This is a genomic window from Paenibacillus polymyxa (assembly GCF_001719045.1).
In the GTDB taxonomy this organism is placed as follows: domain Bacteria; phylum Bacillota; class Bacilli; order Paenibacillales; family Paenibacillaceae; genus Paenibacillus; species Paenibacillus polymyxa_B.
On sequence record NZ_CP015423.1, the window covers coordinates 1,579,968 to 1,597,369 of the forward strand.

The following is a 17,402-nucleotide window of genomic DNA, read 5'->3' on the forward strand; positions in this document are numbered from 1 at the left end:
AATGGGTTGGGTCTATTTGGCTGTGCCTTTTTTCATTCACCAAATACGAATGAACGGGGTGCTTTTCTGTGTCCAAATGGAATAAACACGAGATGAAGGCTGGCCTGATTGGTAAGCATGAACATCTCTTTAGGTGTCCTCTATGCTCTCAACCGATGCGTATGGTGGAAGGTAAAAGCCTCCTATGTACGAGTCAGCATTGCTATGATCTTTCAAAATACGGGTATTTACATTTAGCCGCCCGGTCCTATAAGACCAAATATGATAAACAACTATTTTCCTCCAGAAGAATGATGTGCAATAGCGGATTTTTCGATCCCTTAAATGAAGCGATAAGCAGCACTATAATGAAATTTATGAAGCCGCTGTTTGATCAAAAATCACACCTTTACTTGCTCGATGCAGGTTGCGGGGAAGGCACTCATTTGAGCCACATTCAGGATAAGCTGACTTGGAAGGGAATCACCGAGCTAACAAGCGTAGGTATGGATTTGTCTAAAGAAGGTATTATGGCCGCAGCCAAAGAATATCCTCATCCTCTCTGGTGTGTTGCTGATCTGGCTCATTGTCCATTTTCAAATCAACAATTTGACGGTGTACTCAATATTTTATCCCCTTCTAATTATGCTGAATTTACAAGAATTCTTTCGGAGGACGGCTGCGTCCTGAAAGTTATTCCCGAACGATATTATCTTCGGGAATTGAGATGCTTGTATGAACAGAAAAAGAATAAGCCTGCTTATTCGAATGACAATATATTAAGCCGATTTAAAGATCATTTTAAACTTCTATCCGCCGAACGGGTAACCTATCGTTTTATGTTAAATGCCGACCTCTTGAAACCTTTGCTCCATATGACTCCCTTATCGTGGGGAGCTACGGAAGCAGACTGGCAGCGAGTGCAGGAAATAAATTTACCGTATGTCACAGTAGATTTGCTCATCTTATGCGGTAAAAAATAGATACTAAAAAGCATTCACAGCATGGAACCATCCATACTTCGTGAATGCTTTTTTACGTTAGTTCCGTCGCTTAAGAAAAACGGGTGTAGCGCAACAGGTGAGCCAGCCGATTGAGCCGTTCTATCTCCCGATCCAACTCATGCAGCGGCTGTCCAGCCAAAGCAGCGTTTGCTCTCAGATCCCGGAGCGGGTTCATTTTCCGACCCATGAGTTTGAGCACCGTGGCCTTCCCCGTGTTATTCACCACCACATATTGCGTTAGCTGGTCAAGCTCAATCCACAATACATGATGCTGTTGAAAAAACGACAATAGTTGCTCTTTTAACACCTCCAGCTCTTCAAGCTCACCTGTGATTTGCGGATGATGATGAAAAGCCACATAGCCCATCACCCGCAGGTCACTTATGATTTGTTCCATATGGAGCGTTTCGTGTATGTACACATTGTTCGTGCTCATGCGGTTTCTTGCACCATTCGTATGATCTTCCCGGATGACGTTCACCACCTGACTATCGTTATATCAAGATTTATCTTTCCCCTTTTCCAATAGCTGCACAAGCCAGCAACCTCCAAACCACAATGCTCCTACAGCAAAAAAAACGGTATACACCGTATATAACGTGGTCAGTTCAAACAAGCTATTGTACCGATTAAGCAAGATCCCCCACAAGCATAGCAGAAAACTGCTACCATTTTGCTGATGAAAGCGATGCTTGTAGATCCGTTGAATCAAAACAGCCACAAATCCTATCAACAAAACGTGATTCAGCAAAATACTCCACATTTCCATAAGCCCCCTTTTTCACTATAGCGCAATCGGCTTTGAAAAGTCAGGACGTATACAAACCTTTCGAAAAAAAACAACCGGCTTATACGCCAGTTGTTTCTCTTTCTACAAAATACTTATTGGTCATATAATGGGCCTTGCCTCTGGAAGTATCCACCATTCCCTTTTTGTTGTCGAGAAAAACAATCTCCCGGCATTTGGTGCAGTACCACTTGGTCCGCTTAAAGGGAGATTCTGTTACATACGATGTACCACATTTGCAATCTACTTTAATTAAGGTTTCAGTTGATTTGTAAGCCTGGGACAACTCTTTTAGGCCAGTATCCGGCTGTTGAATCGGGATAATAACCTCCTGATAGCTTGAATACTGATTATGCACCTTAAAATCAGCCACCAGTTCCGCATGCAGTCCAAAGTACTCTTTGCCAATCTCGGTTACAAATTTCTTGCCGATTCTGTAACACTCAAGCCATTCCTGTATCTGTTGATTAGACAAAGGCACTGTGCCCTTGATACCACTATTTAATGTGTAAGTCATGATGTATAAAGTATCATCTTGTCTATGTCCGTACATGAGAAGCCTCCTTATAATACACTTGATAATGTACTACAAAGCGTAAAAAACATCAATTTTATTATTTGGCAAAAGACCTAATATCATTTTGGTAGGCACACCAGAGGTGTGAGTGTATAGTTAGAAAGCAACTGACAATCAGTCAGTTGCTTTGTCTTTCCACATAGTATTTGTTGGTCATGTACCATGCCTTGCCTTTATCTGTATCCACCATGCCCTTTTTACGATCCAGGAACACAATGTTATTACACTCCTTGCATGACCACTTGGTTCTTTTGTGCGGTGACTCTTCTATATAGGAAGCACCACATTTACATTCTACCTGAATTAATGTTTTATACTGGCTGTACGCTTCTACCAATGGGTCCAGATCTACAGCTTTGCGTTCCATTACAGGCTGTATTATGGATATGTGTTCTCTCTGCTCCGAGTATTCATTATGTACCTTGAAATCTGCTACCAACTCAGGGTTTAAACCAAAATATTGTTTGCCCACAACTGTTACAAATTTGCTGCCAATTCGATATGCTTTAATCCATTCCTGCACCTGTTTACTGGATAGGTCGACCGTTCCCTTTATACCGCTGTTCAGCGTATAAGTCATCAAGTGTTGGTTGGGTGTCATATGTCTTAACATTCACCTCCGATCAAGAATATACCACAGGTAGTCCTAGGCAAAGCTACTTCCTACTACCTGAAGCAATGAGCTTTTTCTGCCTTGTGATTCTTCTTCAACACCTATATATAAAAGTATAGCTCAAAACCTGATCCATCTTCCATCCTGTCGTCATGCTGAATACTGCTTTTGTAGGGATTTATATTCTTAGACTATCACCAGATGCATTTCTATCTTAGTATAACTTTGTGGTACAGTCTTATGTTTTGATCACTCCTGTTAGTTGCACCATGATCCCTAATGGTAGTTTCTTCCTTCTATATATAGTACATCATTTACACGCAAATTCCCACATATTTCAGTGGTTATTCTGTAAAACAAAAGCCTTCATCCTTTTTAAAAGGGTTACGGGACTGATCACATGGTAGAGGTTACTGCTTCCTTGCCGTCCCCCCGATTATGTTATAATAAAATAAAGCAAAAAGAGCGAGGTGAAGTCGATGAAATGGGAAGAAATTGCCGAATCACATCCAAGGCGATTTGTGTTGGTTGAGGCTATAAAAGCCAGTTCCAATAACCGCGTGCGCAATCTTGAAGACATGGCGGTTATTCAGGATTACGATAACCCAAAAGATGCATGGAGCGGGTATAAACATTTTCACAAACTGTATCCGTCACGCGAACTGTATGTGTTCCATACCAGTCGATCCGATGTCGAGGTTGTAGAAGAGTTTTTCTCAGGAGTACGGCAGCGTACATGAAGATTAACCTTCATAATGGTTTGCCCATTGTTTCCTTAACATTGAGACATCACGACCAAACTGCTCTATTACCAAACGTATTGTTCGATACAGGGTGCGCTGCAACAGTGTTTGATACGGATTTACTTGCCCAAATGGCATTCACATTGATTTCATTAACGGGAGAGCAAAGCGGATGTACGGCGTGGGCGGTACAAGTGAAATTTGCTACGAACAGGTAATTCCTCATCTAAAAATCGGTCATATTCAATTAGATACATTTCCAATTCAACTAAGCTCTATTCAAGAGCCGTATGGATTTGATGGCATATTAGGCATTGATTTTATGCTAAAAACAAAATTAATTGTTGACTTTGATTTAATGAACATCCACTCCCCACTTTCACCTTTAAAATAATTCCAAGCAGGTGGTCACATGTCTCTTCCTTTAAATCTGATTACCATCATGCTCAGCCCGTAGAAGTATTACTTATACCCTTGGTTTCTCCTGCGGGCTGAGCCTTTGCCCAAGGGAGCGTGATGGTAATGAAACCTAATCAAAAAAATCGTAATCGAGCTTATTTTAGGCACCACAGAAAATGTGTTATTCAGCGTAAAAAACGGCTTTCAGCACACCGGGGATGGGTCGTCAAATTCGATGGTGTATTCTCCAAAGGAAAAATCCATTGTTCCTGCTGGATGTGCAGTAATAAAACAAAACGACTGGGCTATCCCAAATCAGAGCTAGCAAGAATAGATAACTGCCGGGAACAGCTTCAGAATTATCGTTTCTAAACTAAAAAACGCTCAAAACAAGCGAATGTCCATTGCTATGACACTCGCTTGTTTTACGTTTACAATAGATTTTCCAGCTTCTTTCCTCAATTTGAAATATAGAATAAACTTGCTAGATTTGATCAGCTAACATACCACAAAACAAAAGCCTTCCCGACCACCCTTCACTGTCGAAGGATCATCGAGAAGACTTTGTACCCCGCAAGGAACAAGAGGTCAGATTTTTAATTCTCCAAGCCTGATTAATTCCACGACCGCCTGTGAACGACCTTTTACGTTCAGTTTCTGCATTACATTGGAAATATGGTTTCGGACCGTTTTTTCGCTAATGAATAGCTGTCCGGCGATGTCACGTGTTGTTTTGTCCTGCACGAGCAGTTCAAATACTTCACGTTCACGGTGAGTTAACAAAAACTTGTTTTTGTGGTCGTTACCCTTCGTCAATTTCACCCCTCCTTGCTCGGGTTTTGTGTGGTGTAACAAGGTTAAGGGATACAGTCAACACATTTTATGTCATGTGCTCAGGTATGGTTCAATATGCGGATAAAAATGGGCATAGGCACCTTACTAACTCCCTTCGATGGAGGGTTGGACTCTGCGTCTAATTTATGTATTGACAGGCATATGGGCCAGCCTTATGATAAGAAAAACCGCGACTGATAATCATTATCAAAATAAAAATTCGATATAGATATCGCGCAACAGACTATGGTTCAAGGCCAGTTTGGCCAGAAAGGGTGTTCATTGATTATGAAACTACGTTATGCCGTACCGGCCGGAGTGCTGGTCTCTTCTATTCTGTTCGCAGGTTGCGGACAAACCGGAACTGCTACTCAGCAGCCTGCCGCAACGACCAAAGATGCAGGAGCAACAACACAGACAACGACTCCTGCCGCTTCTGCTCCCAATTTTGATCAAGCGGTAACAGCTTACCGCACCTATGCCATCGAGCAATGCGATACGTTTGTGAAGAAGACAGAAGAATTCACGAACGCAGTCAAAGCTGGCGAGCTGGATAAAGCCAAGGCGCTGTATGCTCCTGCACGTATGTACTATGAACGGATTGAACCGATTGCAGAAGCGCTGGGTGATCTTGACCCGAATATTGATGCACGTGACGGTGATGTGGATGCAGCGGATTGGCGCGGCTTTCACCGGATTGAAAAAACATTATGGGAAGAAAACACAACCAAAGGAATGGACGAGTTTTCCGAGCGACTGCTGAGTGATGCCAAGCTGCTGCGTGCCAAAGTAGAAACAGTTAATATTGACGCCAGCCTGATGGTAACGGGTGCAGTCGAGTTGTTGAATGAAGTCTCTACCTCGAAGGTGACGGGTGAGGAGGAGAGATATTCCCATACGGATTTGTACGATTTTGCTGCCAATGTAGAAGGCGCACAAAAGATATATGACATTTTGAAAACAGATCTGAACCAAAAAGATGCGGCGTTGGAAAAACAAATTGGTGAGCGCTTTACGGCCTTGCAGCAGGAGTTGGCTCCTTTTAAGGACGGAGAAGGTTATGTATCGTATACAAAACTGAAACCGGAAGAAGTTAAAAAGCTGAGCCAAAACCTCGATGCCTTGGCAGAACCGTTGTCCCAAATGGGGAAATTGTTAGGAGTGTAATGATATGAAAGGCTTTAAGCGGCAAAAAGGGCAAGAAAAGCCGCAGTATGCGGAATCCCATAATGAACAGGACGATCTGGTAAAAAAGGATGCGAAGCTAGTGGAAGATAAGCCGTCAGGAAAAAGCAAATCCGTATCACGCCGAGACCTATTGAAGCTGGCCGGGGTAGGTGGACTAGGCCTCCTGCTTGGCGGCGGGGGCGTGGGAGCCGTGCTGTCAGCCGGTCAACGCCTCGAAAGCATGATGACGGATGCGGATACCAAAGATGTAATCCCTTTTTACGGTAAGCATCAGGCTGGTATTGTGACTCCGGCGCAGGATTTCATCTGCTTCGCCGCTTTCGATCTAACAACCAGCGACAAGGAACAGGTGCGCAGCCTCTTCAAAGCCTGGACGGAAGCAAGCGCTACAATGACTTCTGGCGTGCTGCTTGGCAACGATAATGAAAATCTCAACCTCCCTCCTTCCGATACGGGCGAGGCGGCAGGATTGTCGCCATCCCGCACGACGATCACCTTTGGTGTGGGCCCATCCTTTTTTGATGGACGATACGGCCTGGCAGGGCTTAAACCTGCCGGGTTCCGTGAGCTGCCCCGTTTTCAAGGGGATGCCCTGGAGGAGCAATGGTGCGGTGGCGACATCGGAGTGCAGGTATGTGCCAATGACTTGCAGGTAGCTTTCCATGCCCTGCGTAATTTGGCACGTATCGCCAGAGGAACGGCGGTGCTTCGCTGGACGCAGGAAGGCTTCCAGCGAACAGCACAGGCTGATCCTGCGGGAAGCACACCGCGCAATTTGCTGGGCTTCAAGGACGGTACAGGGAACCCCGACACCTCCAAGGCAGACGAGATGAATCGGCTGGTGTGGACACAGGCCAGTGACGGACCAGCATGGATGGGCGACGGCAGCTATATGGCTGTTCGCCGTGTACGCATGCGAGTAGAGGTGTGGGATCGCTCAACATTGGGCGACCAGGAGGATACTTTTGGACGTCATCGCAGCAGCGGGGCCCCACTCGGCAAGGTCAAGGAGTTCGACAAGCTTGATCTGGCGGCCAAAAATCCGGAAGGCAAGCCGGTTACACCTCCCACCTCTCATGTCGCTTTGGCTCATGGGGACGGGAGCATTAATATTTTACGGAGGTCTTATTCGTATTCAAGCGGATTGGACAAGCAAACAGGACAGCTGGATGCTGGGCTGCTGTTCATCAGCTACCAGCGTGATCTGTTCAAGCAGTTCGTTCATATTCAGGAGAAGCTTGCACGCAATGACAAGCTGAACGAATACATTGTACACAAAGGCAGTGCGGTGTTCGCCTGCTTCCCAGGTGTATCGCAAGGCGGCTACATCGGGGATACGTTATTTTAACAGCAGGCAAGGAAGGGGATTTATATGAATCGGCGCAATAAAAGCTTGGGATGGGTGTTTGTGCTGGTGGCAGCTCTGCTGCTGACCGTAGCTCCGTTCATTTCCGGGTCGGTCGCTTTTGCACAAACAGATGCCAAAGCTGTCACCAATGATCAGCTAATGCCTGTAGTGGGCGGAGCACTAGTGGAGGCGGGACAAGCCCAATGGACGGAAGCCTCCAAGGATCTGAAAGAATTCCGCACGCTGTGGGAGGCCGCCAAAACAAATGGCGGAGATTCAGCTCACATCGCGGCTGTAGATCAAGCACTCACCGATGCGGAACAAACACTCGCCAGTGGTGGCGGGGAACCAGCGAAAGCTGCCTTATCCGTGCTGGCGCGCTCGGTCAATGAGTACGTCACTGCTGCCGAAGGGGACAAACCAGCCCCGGCTGGAGCCAAAGCAGCGGAAAAACTGCTTCCCATGGCGAAGGGCAGTCTGGCCGCCATGCAAAAAGGCGATTGGGCTGCTGCCCGGGTGGATTACGATCGAATCGTCAAAGACTGGTATCAGGTAGAAACACCGATTCGTTTGGACAATTTCCCGGTATACAGTTCGCTCGAAACTAAAATCAGTCTCATCCGCATCTCCATGCAAGCTGAGCCTATTCGCCAAGAACAGGCTCTCAAGGAAATGCAGGAATTAACGACTCTGCTGTCTGATTATAGTCAGGGTAAATCTATGAACACAGGTCAAGGAACGAATGCAGGCAATACGGCTGCCAGAACGGCGAATGGTTCGGCTGCTTCCCTAGGCGATGCAGTTACCTTGCTCGAATCCGCACGCCAAGATGCTGTAGCTAATCAATCAGAGCAAGCGGCTGACAAGGTAGTGCAGTTTATCGCTCTGTGGCCTTCTGTCGAAGGACATGTACAAATTGCCGATCCGACGTCTTACACTGCAATTGAAAATGAAATGACCGAGACTTCAGGATATCTGCTGTCTTCTCCACCGAATACGGACAAAGCCATTCAGACTCTTGATCAAATGCTGGACAGGCTCCGTCCGTTGACGGAAGAACGTTCTTACACTGCGTGGGATGCTGCGCTGATTTTGCTGCGTGAGGGCCTGGAGGCCATCCTCGTGCTCGCAGCTCTGCTGGCGTATGCCAAAAAAAGCGGCGAAGCCGTGGCTGGACGGTGGATATGGGCAGGAGCCGGAACGGGGCTGGTGCTGAGCGGAATTCTGGCAGTACTGTTCACCACACTGGTGGCAGCTGCCGCATCAGGCAGCATGCGTGAGTTGCTGGAGGGTGTCACCGGGCTGGTGGCGGTCGTGTTGATGCTGACCGTTGGTAGCTGGCTGCATAGCAAATCCAATGCTGCCGCGTGGAACCGCTTTGTGGAAAACAGCGTGGGCAACGCGCTGGCACGGGGAAGCCTGTGGTCGCTATTTGCGGTTTCTGCGCTCGCAATTCTGCGTGAAGGAGCCGAGACAGCTATCTTTTATGTCGGTATGGCTCCAGCCATCGAAACCTCGCAATTGCTGCTCGGCATTAGCTCGGCGACGGTTGTTCTAGTCATTCTGGCGTTTGCGATCATTAAGTTCAGTGTACGATTGCCGATTCGTGCCTTTTTCCTGACTGCGACTGTACTGATTTACTATCTCGTATTCCGATTTCTGGGCGAAAGTATTCATTCGCTTCAGGTGGCTGGCAAGCTTCCGGGGCACACTGCCTCCTCGCTTCCGTCCATTAGCTGGCTGGGAATGTATCCAACTTGGGAAACCTTTGTCCCACAAATCGCTGTACTGATCTTTATGGTATGGCAGCTTGTGCGTCAAGAAATGCGCAGCTCCAAGCAACATTGAGTCGATACTACCCTACTCATCATGTAAAAAACGCCAAATCACAGGTCCGATTTGTATCGGTTCCCATGAGTTTGGCGTTTTTTACATACTTACAACGCATCCTCAGGCAACGGAATCATGCGCTGATGATGCAGCAGGTCTGTGCGGTCACCGTGTTCACGAATGACATGCACCTCCCCACGAAAATCGAGCAGCTCCGCCGGGGTAGCATGTCCCAGAAATTGTAGCGGACTATAGCTTAATCCATAGGCACCTGCATTCGGAAAGGCAATATAATCGCCCTCGTGAATCGGAGGAAGCTGCGCTTTTTTCACAATACAATCCTCGGGTGTACAAAGCGGACCAACAATACTTACCGTTTCAAGCTCCAAAGATGCTTCCTCCGGATGCTCCCCTATTCGGCTTGCAACCTCTTCTAATGATTGTTCGACAGTAACAGCCGTTTGAGCAGAAGCGTCTCTCTGCCCCATCCGTAGGGTTGCTTCCACTTCTCGTTCTTTGGGTTCTTTCGATTCTCCCGCTTGCCTACGCATAATTCGCACCGGGTAGTTGTCCCTAATGCGGCGTCCTCGAAAAGTAGCAGCGGCGTAGTGATTCATGCCACCATCAGCCACGACAAACTTCTCCCCCTTGGATTCCTTTGTATACAATGCTCGGCAGACATACATGCCCGATTGAGCAACCAGATACCTGCCGCTTTCGATGATTAGCTTAACCCCGGGCATGCGGGTTCGGGTCTGCTCCGCGAGTGCGTTCAGTCCGTCAATGACGTGATCCATATCAAGTGGTTGCTCATGAGCAAAATAAGGTACACCAAACCCGCCGCCCAAATTGACCGTATGCATTGCCACACCATACTGAGCCTGTACCCGTTTTGCCAGCTGCAGCGTATTCGCAAATGAAGCTAAAATCTGATCCGATTTCAACATTTGCGTACCTGTATATACCTGAATACCTTGAAAATGGACATGTGGGCAATCTTCCAGCACCTTAAAAAAGTGATCCAGCTGCCCTTCATCCACTCCAAAGGGGCGCGGAACGCCGCCCATTTTAATCGTTGCTCCAGATAGGTCGTTATCGGGATTGATGCGAACCGCTGCCCTGACAAGCTGGCCCGCTTGGGCAGCAATGTCCTCCAGCAGACGCAGCTCCCTCACCGATTCGACATGAATACAGCCGATTCCATAGGCTATCGCCTCGTTCAGCTCAGCTACTGTTTTTCCCGGTCCGGCGTACAGCACGTCTTCCGCAACATACCCGGCCTCCATAGCGACGAACATTTCTCCAGCAGAAGCAATCTCAACACCACAACCTAACGATCGCAGCAACCCAGCCAAGGCTACGTTACCATTAGCCTTGAGCGCGTAATGTACACGCACGGCCGGGTGCAATCGGGATAGCAACGAGCTGACGTGGGCATGCAGCGCGTCCCCGTCATAATAGTAAAATGGCGTCGGATGCTCGCCGAAACGCTCCAGTAAGGCTTCGTCCTTTTTATCCATCACCTGAGTTCCCCTCCTCTCTATGCCTTGATACTCAGTATTTTGCATTATTCGCTTCCCTCCGTTCGAAAACACAATCATACTCATACTGCATAGATCGTCTCGCCCGAGCGTGCTGCTTCATGAATGGCTGCCAGCAGTCTGACGCGTTCAGCAGCCTCGCGAAATGGAATGGGCTCCGCTTCTCCCCGGATGATGCTACAAAAGGTATTCAACTGATTGACATAATAGTTCATAGGCTCGAAAACCGTTTTGGTATGCGAAGATGTCTGTGATAACCCAGGCAGTGCGTCCACATCTGTTATATTCGGCATGATATCCTTCTTTATTTCCGTCCTGAGTGTCATTTTATAAAAACCTAAATTTGCCCGAAAGCAGTCCTTCAAGGTGACCACTGCCGAATCAAAGGTCAGTACATGAGCACAGCGATAAGGCCGCTCGAATGAAAAGAGGGCAGATGCCTCCAATCCACTTGGATAACGGGCTTGCGCACGAAATGTCCAGTCACAGCCATGAGGACCATCGAAATCCGATTGACTGTGGAATTCCGCCTGCTCTAATCCAACGACGGCTTGAAGCAGCTGGAGCCAGTACACGCCCAGATCCCAAAAGCATCCCCCACCCTGCTCCGGACGAGATCTGTAATTGTCCGCATGTCCTTCTTTTGCCGGAATGCATAGACTCGTCTCTATGGAGCGTAAGCGACCATAACACCCCGATTCTACGATCCTCCGCAGCTCATGCTGCCAAGGATGGTGCTGCACCATGACTCCCTCCAGCAGGTAAGCACTGCTCTGTTCGACTGTTGCTGCCAAGGGAGCCAGATCAGCCGTATTCAGGCATAACGGCTTTTCCACCAGCACATGCTTATGAGCCCGTAGTGCTTTGTCAATCCACTCGGCATGTAAATCGTTGCTGAGCGCAATATATACAGCATCGATCTCCGGTTCCTTTAGCATATCCTCAGCATGCCGATAAACGACACTGACGCCAAAACGATCTGCCATTTCTCCTGCCTTGGCAACCGTGCGGTTCGCAAGCGCGGTCACGCGTGCCCCTGCAACATGTCGGATCGGTTCCAGCAACGCACGGGGAGCAATGGCAGAACAGCCAATGATCCCAAAGCGAATATCTCGCATCGCAGGCTCTTGCGCAGCCGCGGCAGCGTTCATAATCCCTGCTCCATTCCCGATGCGCTTGCCTGCATTTGTATGCTATTCACATACGACTCTATATAACGCGGCGTCCGACTACGCAGCTCTACGATCCTGCGATGCATATCCTCTAGTACCTTAGCGCCACCATCATAGGTTTCAATCCATGTCTCGTAGCGCATACCTAATCCCAAACGTTCCCACAGATCCGCATTATGCTTTTCATGCACACCAAATGGCTCCAGCATAATGAGTGGAGTGGCCGTTGCGAACGAATCGGTTAGGCTGCCACCACCTGGCTTGCTGACAATGGCCTGGACACGACATGCTTGGTCCAGCATGCTATGGTAATCCGGTCCGACCTGATACACTGTCTTCTCGCCTCTTTTTACCTCTCCGAAAGGCGGAAATGTATGCTCCCCGGCTTCATTACGCTGCCATGTCCTCCACTGCGGGTCCATCTGAAAATAGCGTATACTGTCCCGCTGTTCATCCGGTTGATCCTGATCATACAACAGCAGATCCAGCTCCCAGCCCGCTTCTTCCAACCTTCCAACCTTGTCACGATATGTGCCCATCCCCCAACCGCCGCCATGTACGAATAAGCGGGATTGCCGTGCTTCAAACGGTACATACTCCACGGCCGGCACATCAATATAGTGGCTGACTCTATTCTTATCATTTTCAAAAAAGGTCATTTCTCCACAGCCCTCCGCAAAACGCGGGTTATGCTTGGCTAGATTTTTCCAGGAAGGAGAAGGTGTCGAATCCATGTACACGATGTCCACATGCACCGACTCCGGTTCTCTGCGCTTACGATACTCCTCCAGTACATACATCCAATGACCGGATAAGCATATAAAATATCGCCGATCCTCCTCCATCCATTGGTTCAGCAGCACTTCCATCGCAGCGAGATCCAGTGAATTACGCATATCCTGCGGAACCTTCTGTGACATTAAGGCCACCGCAAAATTGTCATGGTAAGCTTTGCGGCTTTTGTCGACATTGAGACGAGCCGATTCTGGCAGCACATTTTCAAATACATGAATCGCCGTATCCACGCCCAGCCTGCGAAGACCCGCTTGCAACAACAAGCCAGGGGTATAAAAGCCCAATCCGAAACCAGAACACAAAATCGTTACCTTCATAAGCTGATCCGTACTCTTACGCATGCTCATACGCCTCCCGTTTAATTCAGCACTGTAAAATGATGCTCTGCCAAAAAACGCTCCAGCTTTGTAGTCAATCGCATTTTATCCTCATCGCTCGCAGCAACCAGCTCTAAATAAAGACGTCCCTTACCTCGTGCCCGTTCGCTTCCAGCAGTTTCTTTTTTACCATTCAAGTCCGGCTTAGCCACGCCGTTCCCTTCTGATCCGCCATCGCTGGCCCCAATCCCGCTCACACGAACCTGCTTGGCAGGCGATCTGCCTCCGCGCCCGGTTGCATTTCTGCTTGGCGTGCTTGTATGGCCCACAATCTTGTTCTCGCCATCTCGTCCACCTGTGTTCACATATAATGTATTGGCACCCAGAGGCATGACACCTTCTTCCCGTTCACCTGTGAACAACAATCCTTCACCTTTCAGCCCTTCCAGCAGTTCTTCATAGGATAGACTGCCATCATGGGACAGTGAATAATTCGTCAGCGTGCCACGCATATTTTTCCCGGCCAGAAAGGTATCGAGCTGATGCTTGATCAAACTCATCGACTTTCTGGCATTAATTTCGATAATAGGCTCCAGCTTCCCACCACGAAGTGTCATGGAATCAATGCATACATCGCCGTAATAACCATCCTGATACAATTGCCGTCCCACATCCTGCATTAAGCTAAAATAGCCCTCGCGCTCCAGCCGCTCTAAAAAAGCCCCGTCCGGCGACAAGGATTCCCGATAAGAGAATTGAGTATTAGCCAACCATTGTACAGATAGGATATCGACACTTCCATCATCACCAATCGTAAATTGGCATGAAAAATCCTGCTCTTTCTCCTGAAAAGGCTCCAAAAGGAAAAGCACCCGTTTGCCTTTGCGCTCCTGTCCACGCAAATACGATACGATCCGGTCCAGCATTTGTGTCGAGGTAATGTGCAGGTTTCCTTTGCCCGATACGCCAAAATCATCCTTGATTAAAAAGCTTCCATCCCGCAGCAGCTTACGCCCCGCCTCAGCGACATCTGCAAACGAAGTCACGATATAGCCCGGGTTGCGCAGACCAAGGCTGCGTTTCAGATCAGAGGAATACGTTTTGGCATTTACCTTGCGAATCGTTTCCAGCGGCGGCTGATGCAGTGTTATACCCCAAGCACGTGCAGCCTCCTCCACATGCGGTAAACCCGCAAACGGGCTAAGCACACAGCCTTCCAGTTGAGGAAACCCCTCTCCGGCATCGGCCTTGCGACTGCCCAGCAGTTCAAATACTGAAGCGGCCGATACGTTGCCTGCACGCTCCATGCCGTCGGTCAAATCCCGTTCGTTGACAGCCGGATGAAAGCCCAACTGCGCGATATACTGACGATGTACGGGCGAAATGGCATAACGGGTCAATAACGCATCTCCTGGCTGGCAAAAGCTGAACAGCAGTTCATCCATGGCTGCTACAATCGCAGAAGAAGCCCGGTCAGGCAGGGCTGGCAGGGAAGCTAACTGGGCATCCCGCCAGTAAGCCTCCGCTTCGAACGTTCCCATATACAAATGACGCTGATTCGGTATCGCATTCATATGATTCGCTTCCTTTCCTGCTTCATTATTGGCCCACTACACGGTAGCGCTACTGGCTCGCGCTCGTATAATCACGTAGAGCAAACTGCCATATCAGGCGGATGATCGCCAGCAGCCAGAGAGGTGCGAGAAATGCCCATACCACCAACCCGGTATCCATTTTGCCGAGAATGAACATGGGCGGAAAATTACAAATGACAAACACTGGAAGCACGAACAAACCGATACGCTGAATCAGATTACTGTACACGGCCATCGGCACATAGTTTGTCTCGAAAATGCTGTTGGACAGCTCCGTAACGCCGTTCGTGCGGATAATCCAGAAGGCCAGCAGTTGGGGGAGCAAAAATACGGAGTATGCCGTAAGCACTCCGCATCCGAGCAGCACAGAGAACCCTCCTGCGGTTTCAAAATTAAATGGCAATCCGAGCCGATACCAGCCGATACCTGTCATAATTCCGCCGCCAATTACATTCGGCACGGTATAGCCCAGCTCAAATTGACGCAGTGTCACCATAAATTGCAGCGATACGGGTTTGGTCATGAGCACATCCAGTGAGCCGGTACGAATTTTGTCAGGCAGGCTTGTAAAATTACTGTAGAACAATCCACTATAAAATCCGCTCATCATCGTAAACACGCCGATATATAACAATATGGCGTCAGGAGACCAGCCATTAATGTCCGTCCCGGCGCGGTATGGAACCGATGCGTACAGCAGCTTGATAAGCAAATAAGCTGTTTCAACCAGAAATGCCGTTATAAAATTAATGCGGTATTCCATCTGCGACATGACGGAAAACTGGACAAACTTCCAGTACAGTCTGATGTAGCGCCTAACGTTTCGGAAAACATTTTTCATGTTAACCCCCCACCGAGACAAAGCGTTTGACCCCGGCTTGCCACACCCAGCGTGATACGGCCGCCAGCACTACAATCCAGAGCCATTGCACGCCAATGCCTTTAGCGGCTTCCAGCAAAGTCAGCTTGCCCGTTAACGCATTCACCGGAAAAAATACGGTGTAGCTGAACGGCAGCAGACTGAACAGACGGGCCAAAACATCTCCAAAAATCGTCAGCGGAAACACGGTACCGCTAGCTACGTAAATGACAAGCGACAACGTATAAAATAGCCCCGCCGATTCCGTCACCCAAAAGGCTATGCCGCTCAGCGCATAATAGACCACAAAATTAAGCACAAGCGCTCCCGGCAACGCCAATATGTAAAGCAAGATGTACGATAGCCCGAAGCTGATTTGTCCTTCCAGGCTAAGACATAACAGCAAAATAGCAGCCGCCAGCAGCACGACCGCGGACTGTATGACTTTGCCTCCGATAAACCGGCAAAAACGGTAAGCGAAATAATGCACAGGCTGTACCATGAATTTTGCCAGTCCACCTTCCTTGATATCTGTAGCAATTTCGTATTCAAAGCCCGTAGCAATCAGTTTTCCAGTTACTCCCGCCATGACCACATACACCAGCATTTCTGGCAGAGAATAGCCCAACACTCTTGCTTGTCCCGAAGAACCGAATACAGCTAGCCAGAGAAAAATTTGCGTCATGATCGGCAGCATAAATCCCGCCATTTGGAGCCAATAATTAGCCCGATACTCCATTTCGTTTTGCATGCCAAGCTGGAGTACCTTCACATATTTGTTATTTCGCATCGGCCAGCCTGCCCCCATCGTACAAATTGGCTATCCCCTCTTCCAGCGGGACGTCCTCAATCGTAAAATCAACGACAGGCAGTGCGTCCAAAATCTTTTTGGACCAAGCCAAGGTATCTTCTGCATCCAGCTCAAATACCGCCTCTATCTCCGAGTTGGAGCGAAGTTTGCCGAGGCTCGCCAATGTTAGGTTGGATACGGGGATCTCCAGTCGAACCTTAAGTAATTTACGGGCACCGATGACCTCATTCACCTTGTGTAAGTCTCCGTCATACACCAATCTGCCCCCGCTGATAATGATGGATCTACTGCACAAATCCTCAATATCCTTCATGTAGTGGCTTGTCAGCAGGATGGTCGTCCGGTGCGTGCGGTTATAGGCTTTGAAAAACTCTCGAATCCGCCGCTGAGAAACAAGGTCCAGTCCAATGGTCGGCTCATCCAGCAAAATGACCCGTGGACGATGCAGCAGCGCGGCGATCAGTTCCATTTTCATACGCTCGCCGAGAGACAACCGCCGAACCTGCACATGAAGCTGCTCCTCCACCCCAAGCAGAGTGACCAGTTCATCCAGCGCCTCTTTGTAACGGTTTTCATCAATTTCATAGATAAGCTTGTTCAGCTCGAATGACTCGCTTGCAGGCAAATCCCACCAGAGCTGGTTTTTCTGTCCCATTACAATGGAAAACTGACGTTTAAACTCTTTTTGTCGTTTCCACGGGGTAAAGCCGAGTACGGATGCCTCCCCGTCCGTGGGATGGAGAATGCCAGACAGCATTTTGAGCGTCGTTGTTTTGCCCGCTCCATTTGGACCGAGAAATCCGACAATTTCGCCTTCCTCAATGCTAAAGCTGACATTTTGTACAGCCTCTTTGGTCAGCTGCTGACGCCTGAACAAGTTTTGTAACGATTTGCGCACGCCCGGCTCCTTTTTGTAGTACGTAAATGTTTTCGACAATTGGTTTAATGTAATGGACGGCAATCAATTCCCCTCCTCTTTCCTCTGCGCGTAACCCCTGGATGAACGTGCC

General features: G+C 48.5%; 18 protein-coding genes and 1 pseudogene. 7 read left to right on the forward strand and 12 right to left on the reverse strand.

The features are described 5' to 3' along the window. Positions 1-92 precede the first annotated feature (92 nt). Together AOU00_RS27570 and AOU00_RS07045 are read left to right on the forward strand one after the other, a co-directional pair. A pseudogene (locus AOU00_RS27570) lies at positions 93-224 on the forward strand (putative RNA methyltransferase); the annotation flags it as partial. A 123-nt stretch (positions 225-347) separates the two neighbouring features. Further along, positions 348-962 carry a methyltransferase domain-containing protein gene (locus AOU00_RS07045; RefSeq protein ID WP_237166301.1) on the forward strand — a complete coding sequence of 205 codons (615 nt, stop codon included), beginning with the start codon at positions 348-350 and terminating at the stop codon, positions 960-962. A 70-nt stretch (positions 963-1,032) separates the two neighbouring features. On the opposite strand, the gene AOU00_RS07050 is transcribed toward AOU00_RS07045, so the two are convergent. The 4 genes from AOU00_RS07050 to AOU00_RS07065 all read right to left on the reverse strand — a co-directional run bounded on the left by AOU00_RS07050 (position 1,033) and on the right by AOU00_RS07065 (position 2,948). Beyond that, positions 1,033-1,419, reverse strand: a complete 387-nt coding sequence (locus AOU00_RS07050; RefSeq protein ID WP_172828333.1) for a hypothetical protein — start codon at positions 1,417-1,419, stop codon at positions 1,033-1,035. Between the two features lie 63 nt (positions 1,420-1,482). Further along, on the reverse strand, positions 1,483-1,746 hold the full coding sequence (locus tag AOU00_RS07055) for a hypothetical protein (protein WP_069290267.1): 264 nt from the start codon (positions 1,744-1,746) through the stop codon (positions 1,483-1,485). A gap of 85 nt (positions 1,747-1,831) precedes the next feature. Beyond that, positions 1,832-2,323 carry a hypothetical protein gene (locus AOU00_RS07060; protein ID WP_013311697.1) on the reverse strand — a complete coding sequence of 164 codons (492 nt, stop codon included), beginning with the start codon at positions 2,321-2,323 and terminating at the stop codon, positions 1,832-1,834. Between the two features lie 142 nt (positions 2,324-2,465). Continuing rightward, complete coding sequence (locus AOU00_RS07065; RefSeq protein ID WP_069290268.1) at positions 2,466-2,948, reverse strand: hypothetical protein; 483 nt, start codon at positions 2,946-2,948, stop codon at positions 2,466-2,468. A gap of 491 nt (positions 2,949-3,439) precedes the next feature. Between AOU00_RS07065 and AOU00_RS07070 the strand changes: the two genes are divergently transcribed. Then, the gene (locus tag AOU00_RS07070; RefSeq protein ID WP_023990050.1) at positions 3,440-3,700 is read left to right on the forward strand and encodes a hypothetical protein; all 261 of its coding nucleotides are present in this window, start codon (positions 3,440-3,442) and stop codon (positions 3,698-3,700) included. Between the two features lie 175 nt (positions 3,701-3,875). Beyond that, on the forward strand, positions 3,876-4,097 hold the full coding sequence (locus AOU00_RS26990) for a hypothetical protein (RefSeq protein ID WP_230585105.1): 222 nt from the start codon (positions 3,876-3,878) through the stop codon (positions 4,095-4,097). A gap of 593 nt (positions 4,098-4,690) precedes the next feature. Here the strand turns inward: AOU00_RS26990 and AOU00_RS07080 are convergent. Further along, positions 4,691-4,918 carry a helix-turn-helix domain-containing protein gene (locus AOU00_RS07080; RefSeq protein WP_007431813.1) on the reverse strand — a complete coding sequence of 76 codons (228 nt, stop codon included), beginning with the start codon at positions 4,916-4,918 and terminating at the stop codon, positions 4,691-4,693. Between the two features lie 306 nt (positions 4,919-5,224). Here AOU00_RS07080 and efeO point away from each other — a divergent pair, with 306 nt between their 5' ends. Genes efeO through AOU00_RS07095 form a run of 3 tightly spaced genes read left to right on the forward strand, consistent with a single transcriptional unit; the run spans position 5,225 to position 9,320 of the window. Beyond that, positions 5,225-6,103: an iron uptake system protein EfeO gene (efeO, locus tag AOU00_RS07085; RefSeq protein ID WP_039272625.1), complete on the forward strand. Its 879-nt coding sequence runs from the start codon at positions 5,225-5,227 to the stop codon at positions 6,101-6,103. 4 nt (positions 6,104-6,107) lie between these two features. After that, a complete protein-coding gene (efeB, locus tag AOU00_RS07090; RefSeq protein ID WP_039272627.1) occupies positions 6,108-7,472 on the forward strand; it encodes an iron uptake transporter deferrochelatase/peroxidase subunit in 1,365 nt (454 codons plus the stop codon). Positions 7,473-7,496: 24 nt separating this feature from the next. Next, positions 7,497-9,320 carry an FTR1 family iron permease gene (locus AOU00_RS07095; protein WP_069290269.1) on the forward strand — a complete coding sequence of 608 codons (1,824 nt, stop codon included), beginning with the start codon at positions 7,497-7,499 and terminating at the stop codon, positions 9,318-9,320. Positions 9,321-9,409: 89 nt separating this feature from the next. On the opposite strand, the gene AOU00_RS07100 is transcribed toward AOU00_RS07095, so the two are convergent. From AOU00_RS07100 to AOU00_RS07130, 7 genes are all read right to left on the reverse strand, one after another. Beyond that, entirely contained in the window at positions 9,410-10,822 is a 1,413-nt protein-coding gene (locus AOU00_RS07100; RefSeq protein WP_061828864.1) for a type III PLP-dependent enzyme domain-containing protein, read from the reverse strand. An 83-nt stretch (positions 10,823-10,905) separates the two neighbouring features. Then, positions 10,906-11,994, reverse strand: coding sequence for a Gfo/Idh/MocA family protein (locus tag AOU00_RS07105; RefSeq protein WP_061828866.1), 1,089 nt, complete (start codon positions 11,992-11,994; stop codon positions 10,906-10,908). Then, a complete protein-coding gene (locus AOU00_RS07110; RefSeq protein WP_061828868.1) occupies positions 11,991-13,151 on the reverse strand; it encodes a hypothetical protein in 1,161 nt (386 codons plus the stop codon). The genes AOU00_RS07105 and AOU00_RS07110 overlap by 4 nt, the downstream gene beginning before the upstream one ends. Positions 13,152-13,168: 17 nt before the next feature. Continuing rightward, positions 13,169-14,701 (reverse strand): hypothetical protein, encoded by a 1,533-nt coding sequence (locus AOU00_RS07115; RefSeq protein ID WP_061828869.1) that lies wholly within the window; start codon positions 14,699-14,701, stop codon positions 13,169-13,171. Positions 14,702-14,750: 49 nt separating this feature from the next. Further along, positions 14,751-15,563 carry an ABC transporter permease gene (locus AOU00_RS07120; RefSeq protein ID WP_061828870.1) on the reverse strand — a complete coding sequence of 271 codons (813 nt, stop codon included), beginning with the start codon at positions 15,561-15,563 and terminating at the stop codon, positions 14,751-14,753. 1 nt (position 15,564) lies between these two features. After that, the gene (locus AOU00_RS07125; protein ID WP_237166303.1) at positions 15,565-16,389 is read right to left on the reverse strand and encodes an ABC transporter permease; all 825 of its coding nucleotides are present in this window, start codon (positions 16,387-16,389) and stop codon (positions 15,565-15,567) included. Further along, positions 16,361-17,353 (reverse strand): ABC transporter ATP-binding protein, encoded by a 993-nt coding sequence (locus AOU00_RS07130; RefSeq protein ID WP_061828872.1) that lies wholly within the window; start codon positions 17,351-17,353, stop codon positions 16,361-16,363. Before AOU00_RS07130 ends, AOU00_RS07125 begins: the two co-directional genes overlap by 29 nt. Between the last annotated feature and the right edge of the window lie 49 nt (positions 17,354-17,402).

Bases quoted from the DNA above. Each gene is read 5' to 3' on its own strand.
- AOU00_RS07045 (WP_237166301.1), top strand. From the start codon at position 348: ATGAAATTTATGAAGCCGCTGTTTGATCAAAAATCACACCTTTACTTG.
- efeB (WP_039272627.1), top strand. From the start codon at position 6,108: ATGAAAGGCTTTAAGCGGCAAAAAGGGCAAGAAAAGCCGCAGTATGCG.
- AOU00_RS07060 (WP_013311697.1), bottom strand. From the start codon at position 2,323: ATGTACGGACATAGACAAGATGATACTTTATACATCATGACTTACACA.
- AOU00_RS07125 (WP_237166303.1), bottom strand. From the start codon at position 16,389: ATGGGGGCAGGCTGGCCGATGCGAAATAACAAATATGTGAAGGTACTC.
- AOU00_RS07115 (WP_061828869.1), bottom strand. From the start codon at position 14,701: ATGAATGCGATACCGAATCAGCGTCATTTGTATATGGGAACGTTCGAA.
- AOU00_RS07065 (WP_069290268.1), bottom strand. From the start codon at position 2,948: ATGACACCCAACCAACACTTGATGACTTATACGCTGAACAGCGGTATA.
- AOU00_RS26990 (WP_230585105.1), top strand. From the start codon at position 3,876: ATGTACGGCGTGGGCGGTACAAGTGAAATTTGCTACGAACAGGTAATT.
- AOU00_RS07050 (WP_172828333.1), bottom strand. From the start codon at position 1,419: ATGAGCACGAACAATGTGTACATACACGAAACGCTCCATATGGAACAA.
- AOU00_RS07120 (WP_061828870.1), bottom strand. From the start codon at position 15,563: ATGAAAAATGTTTTCCGAAACGTTAGGCGCTACATCAGACTGTACTGG.
- AOU00_RS07055 (WP_069290267.1), bottom strand. From the start codon at position 1,746: ATGTGGAGTATTTTGCTGAATCACGTTTTGTTGATAGGATTTGTGGCT.
- AOU00_RS07100 (WP_061828864.1), bottom strand. From the start codon at position 10,822: ATGGATAAAAAGGACGAAGCCTTACTGGAGCGTTTCGGCGAGCATCCG.
- AOU00_RS07070 (WP_023990050.1), top strand. From the start codon at position 3,440: ATGAAATGGGAAGAAATTGCCGAATCACATCCAAGGCGATTTGTGTTG.
- AOU00_RS07105 (WP_061828866.1), bottom strand. From the start codon at position 11,994: ATGAACGCTGCCGCGGCTGCGCAAGAGCCTGCGATGCGAGATATTCGC.
- AOU00_RS07095 (WP_069290269.1), top strand. From the start codon at position 7,497: ATGAATCGGCGCAATAAAAGCTTGGGATGGGTGTTTGTGCTGGTGGCA.
- efeO (WP_039272625.1), top strand. From the start codon at position 5,225: ATGAAACTACGTTATGCCGTACCGGCCGGAGTGCTGGTCTCTTCTATT.
- AOU00_RS07110 (WP_061828868.1), bottom strand. From the start codon at position 13,151: ATGCGTAAGAGTACGGATCAGCTTATGAAGGTAACGATTTTGTGTTCT.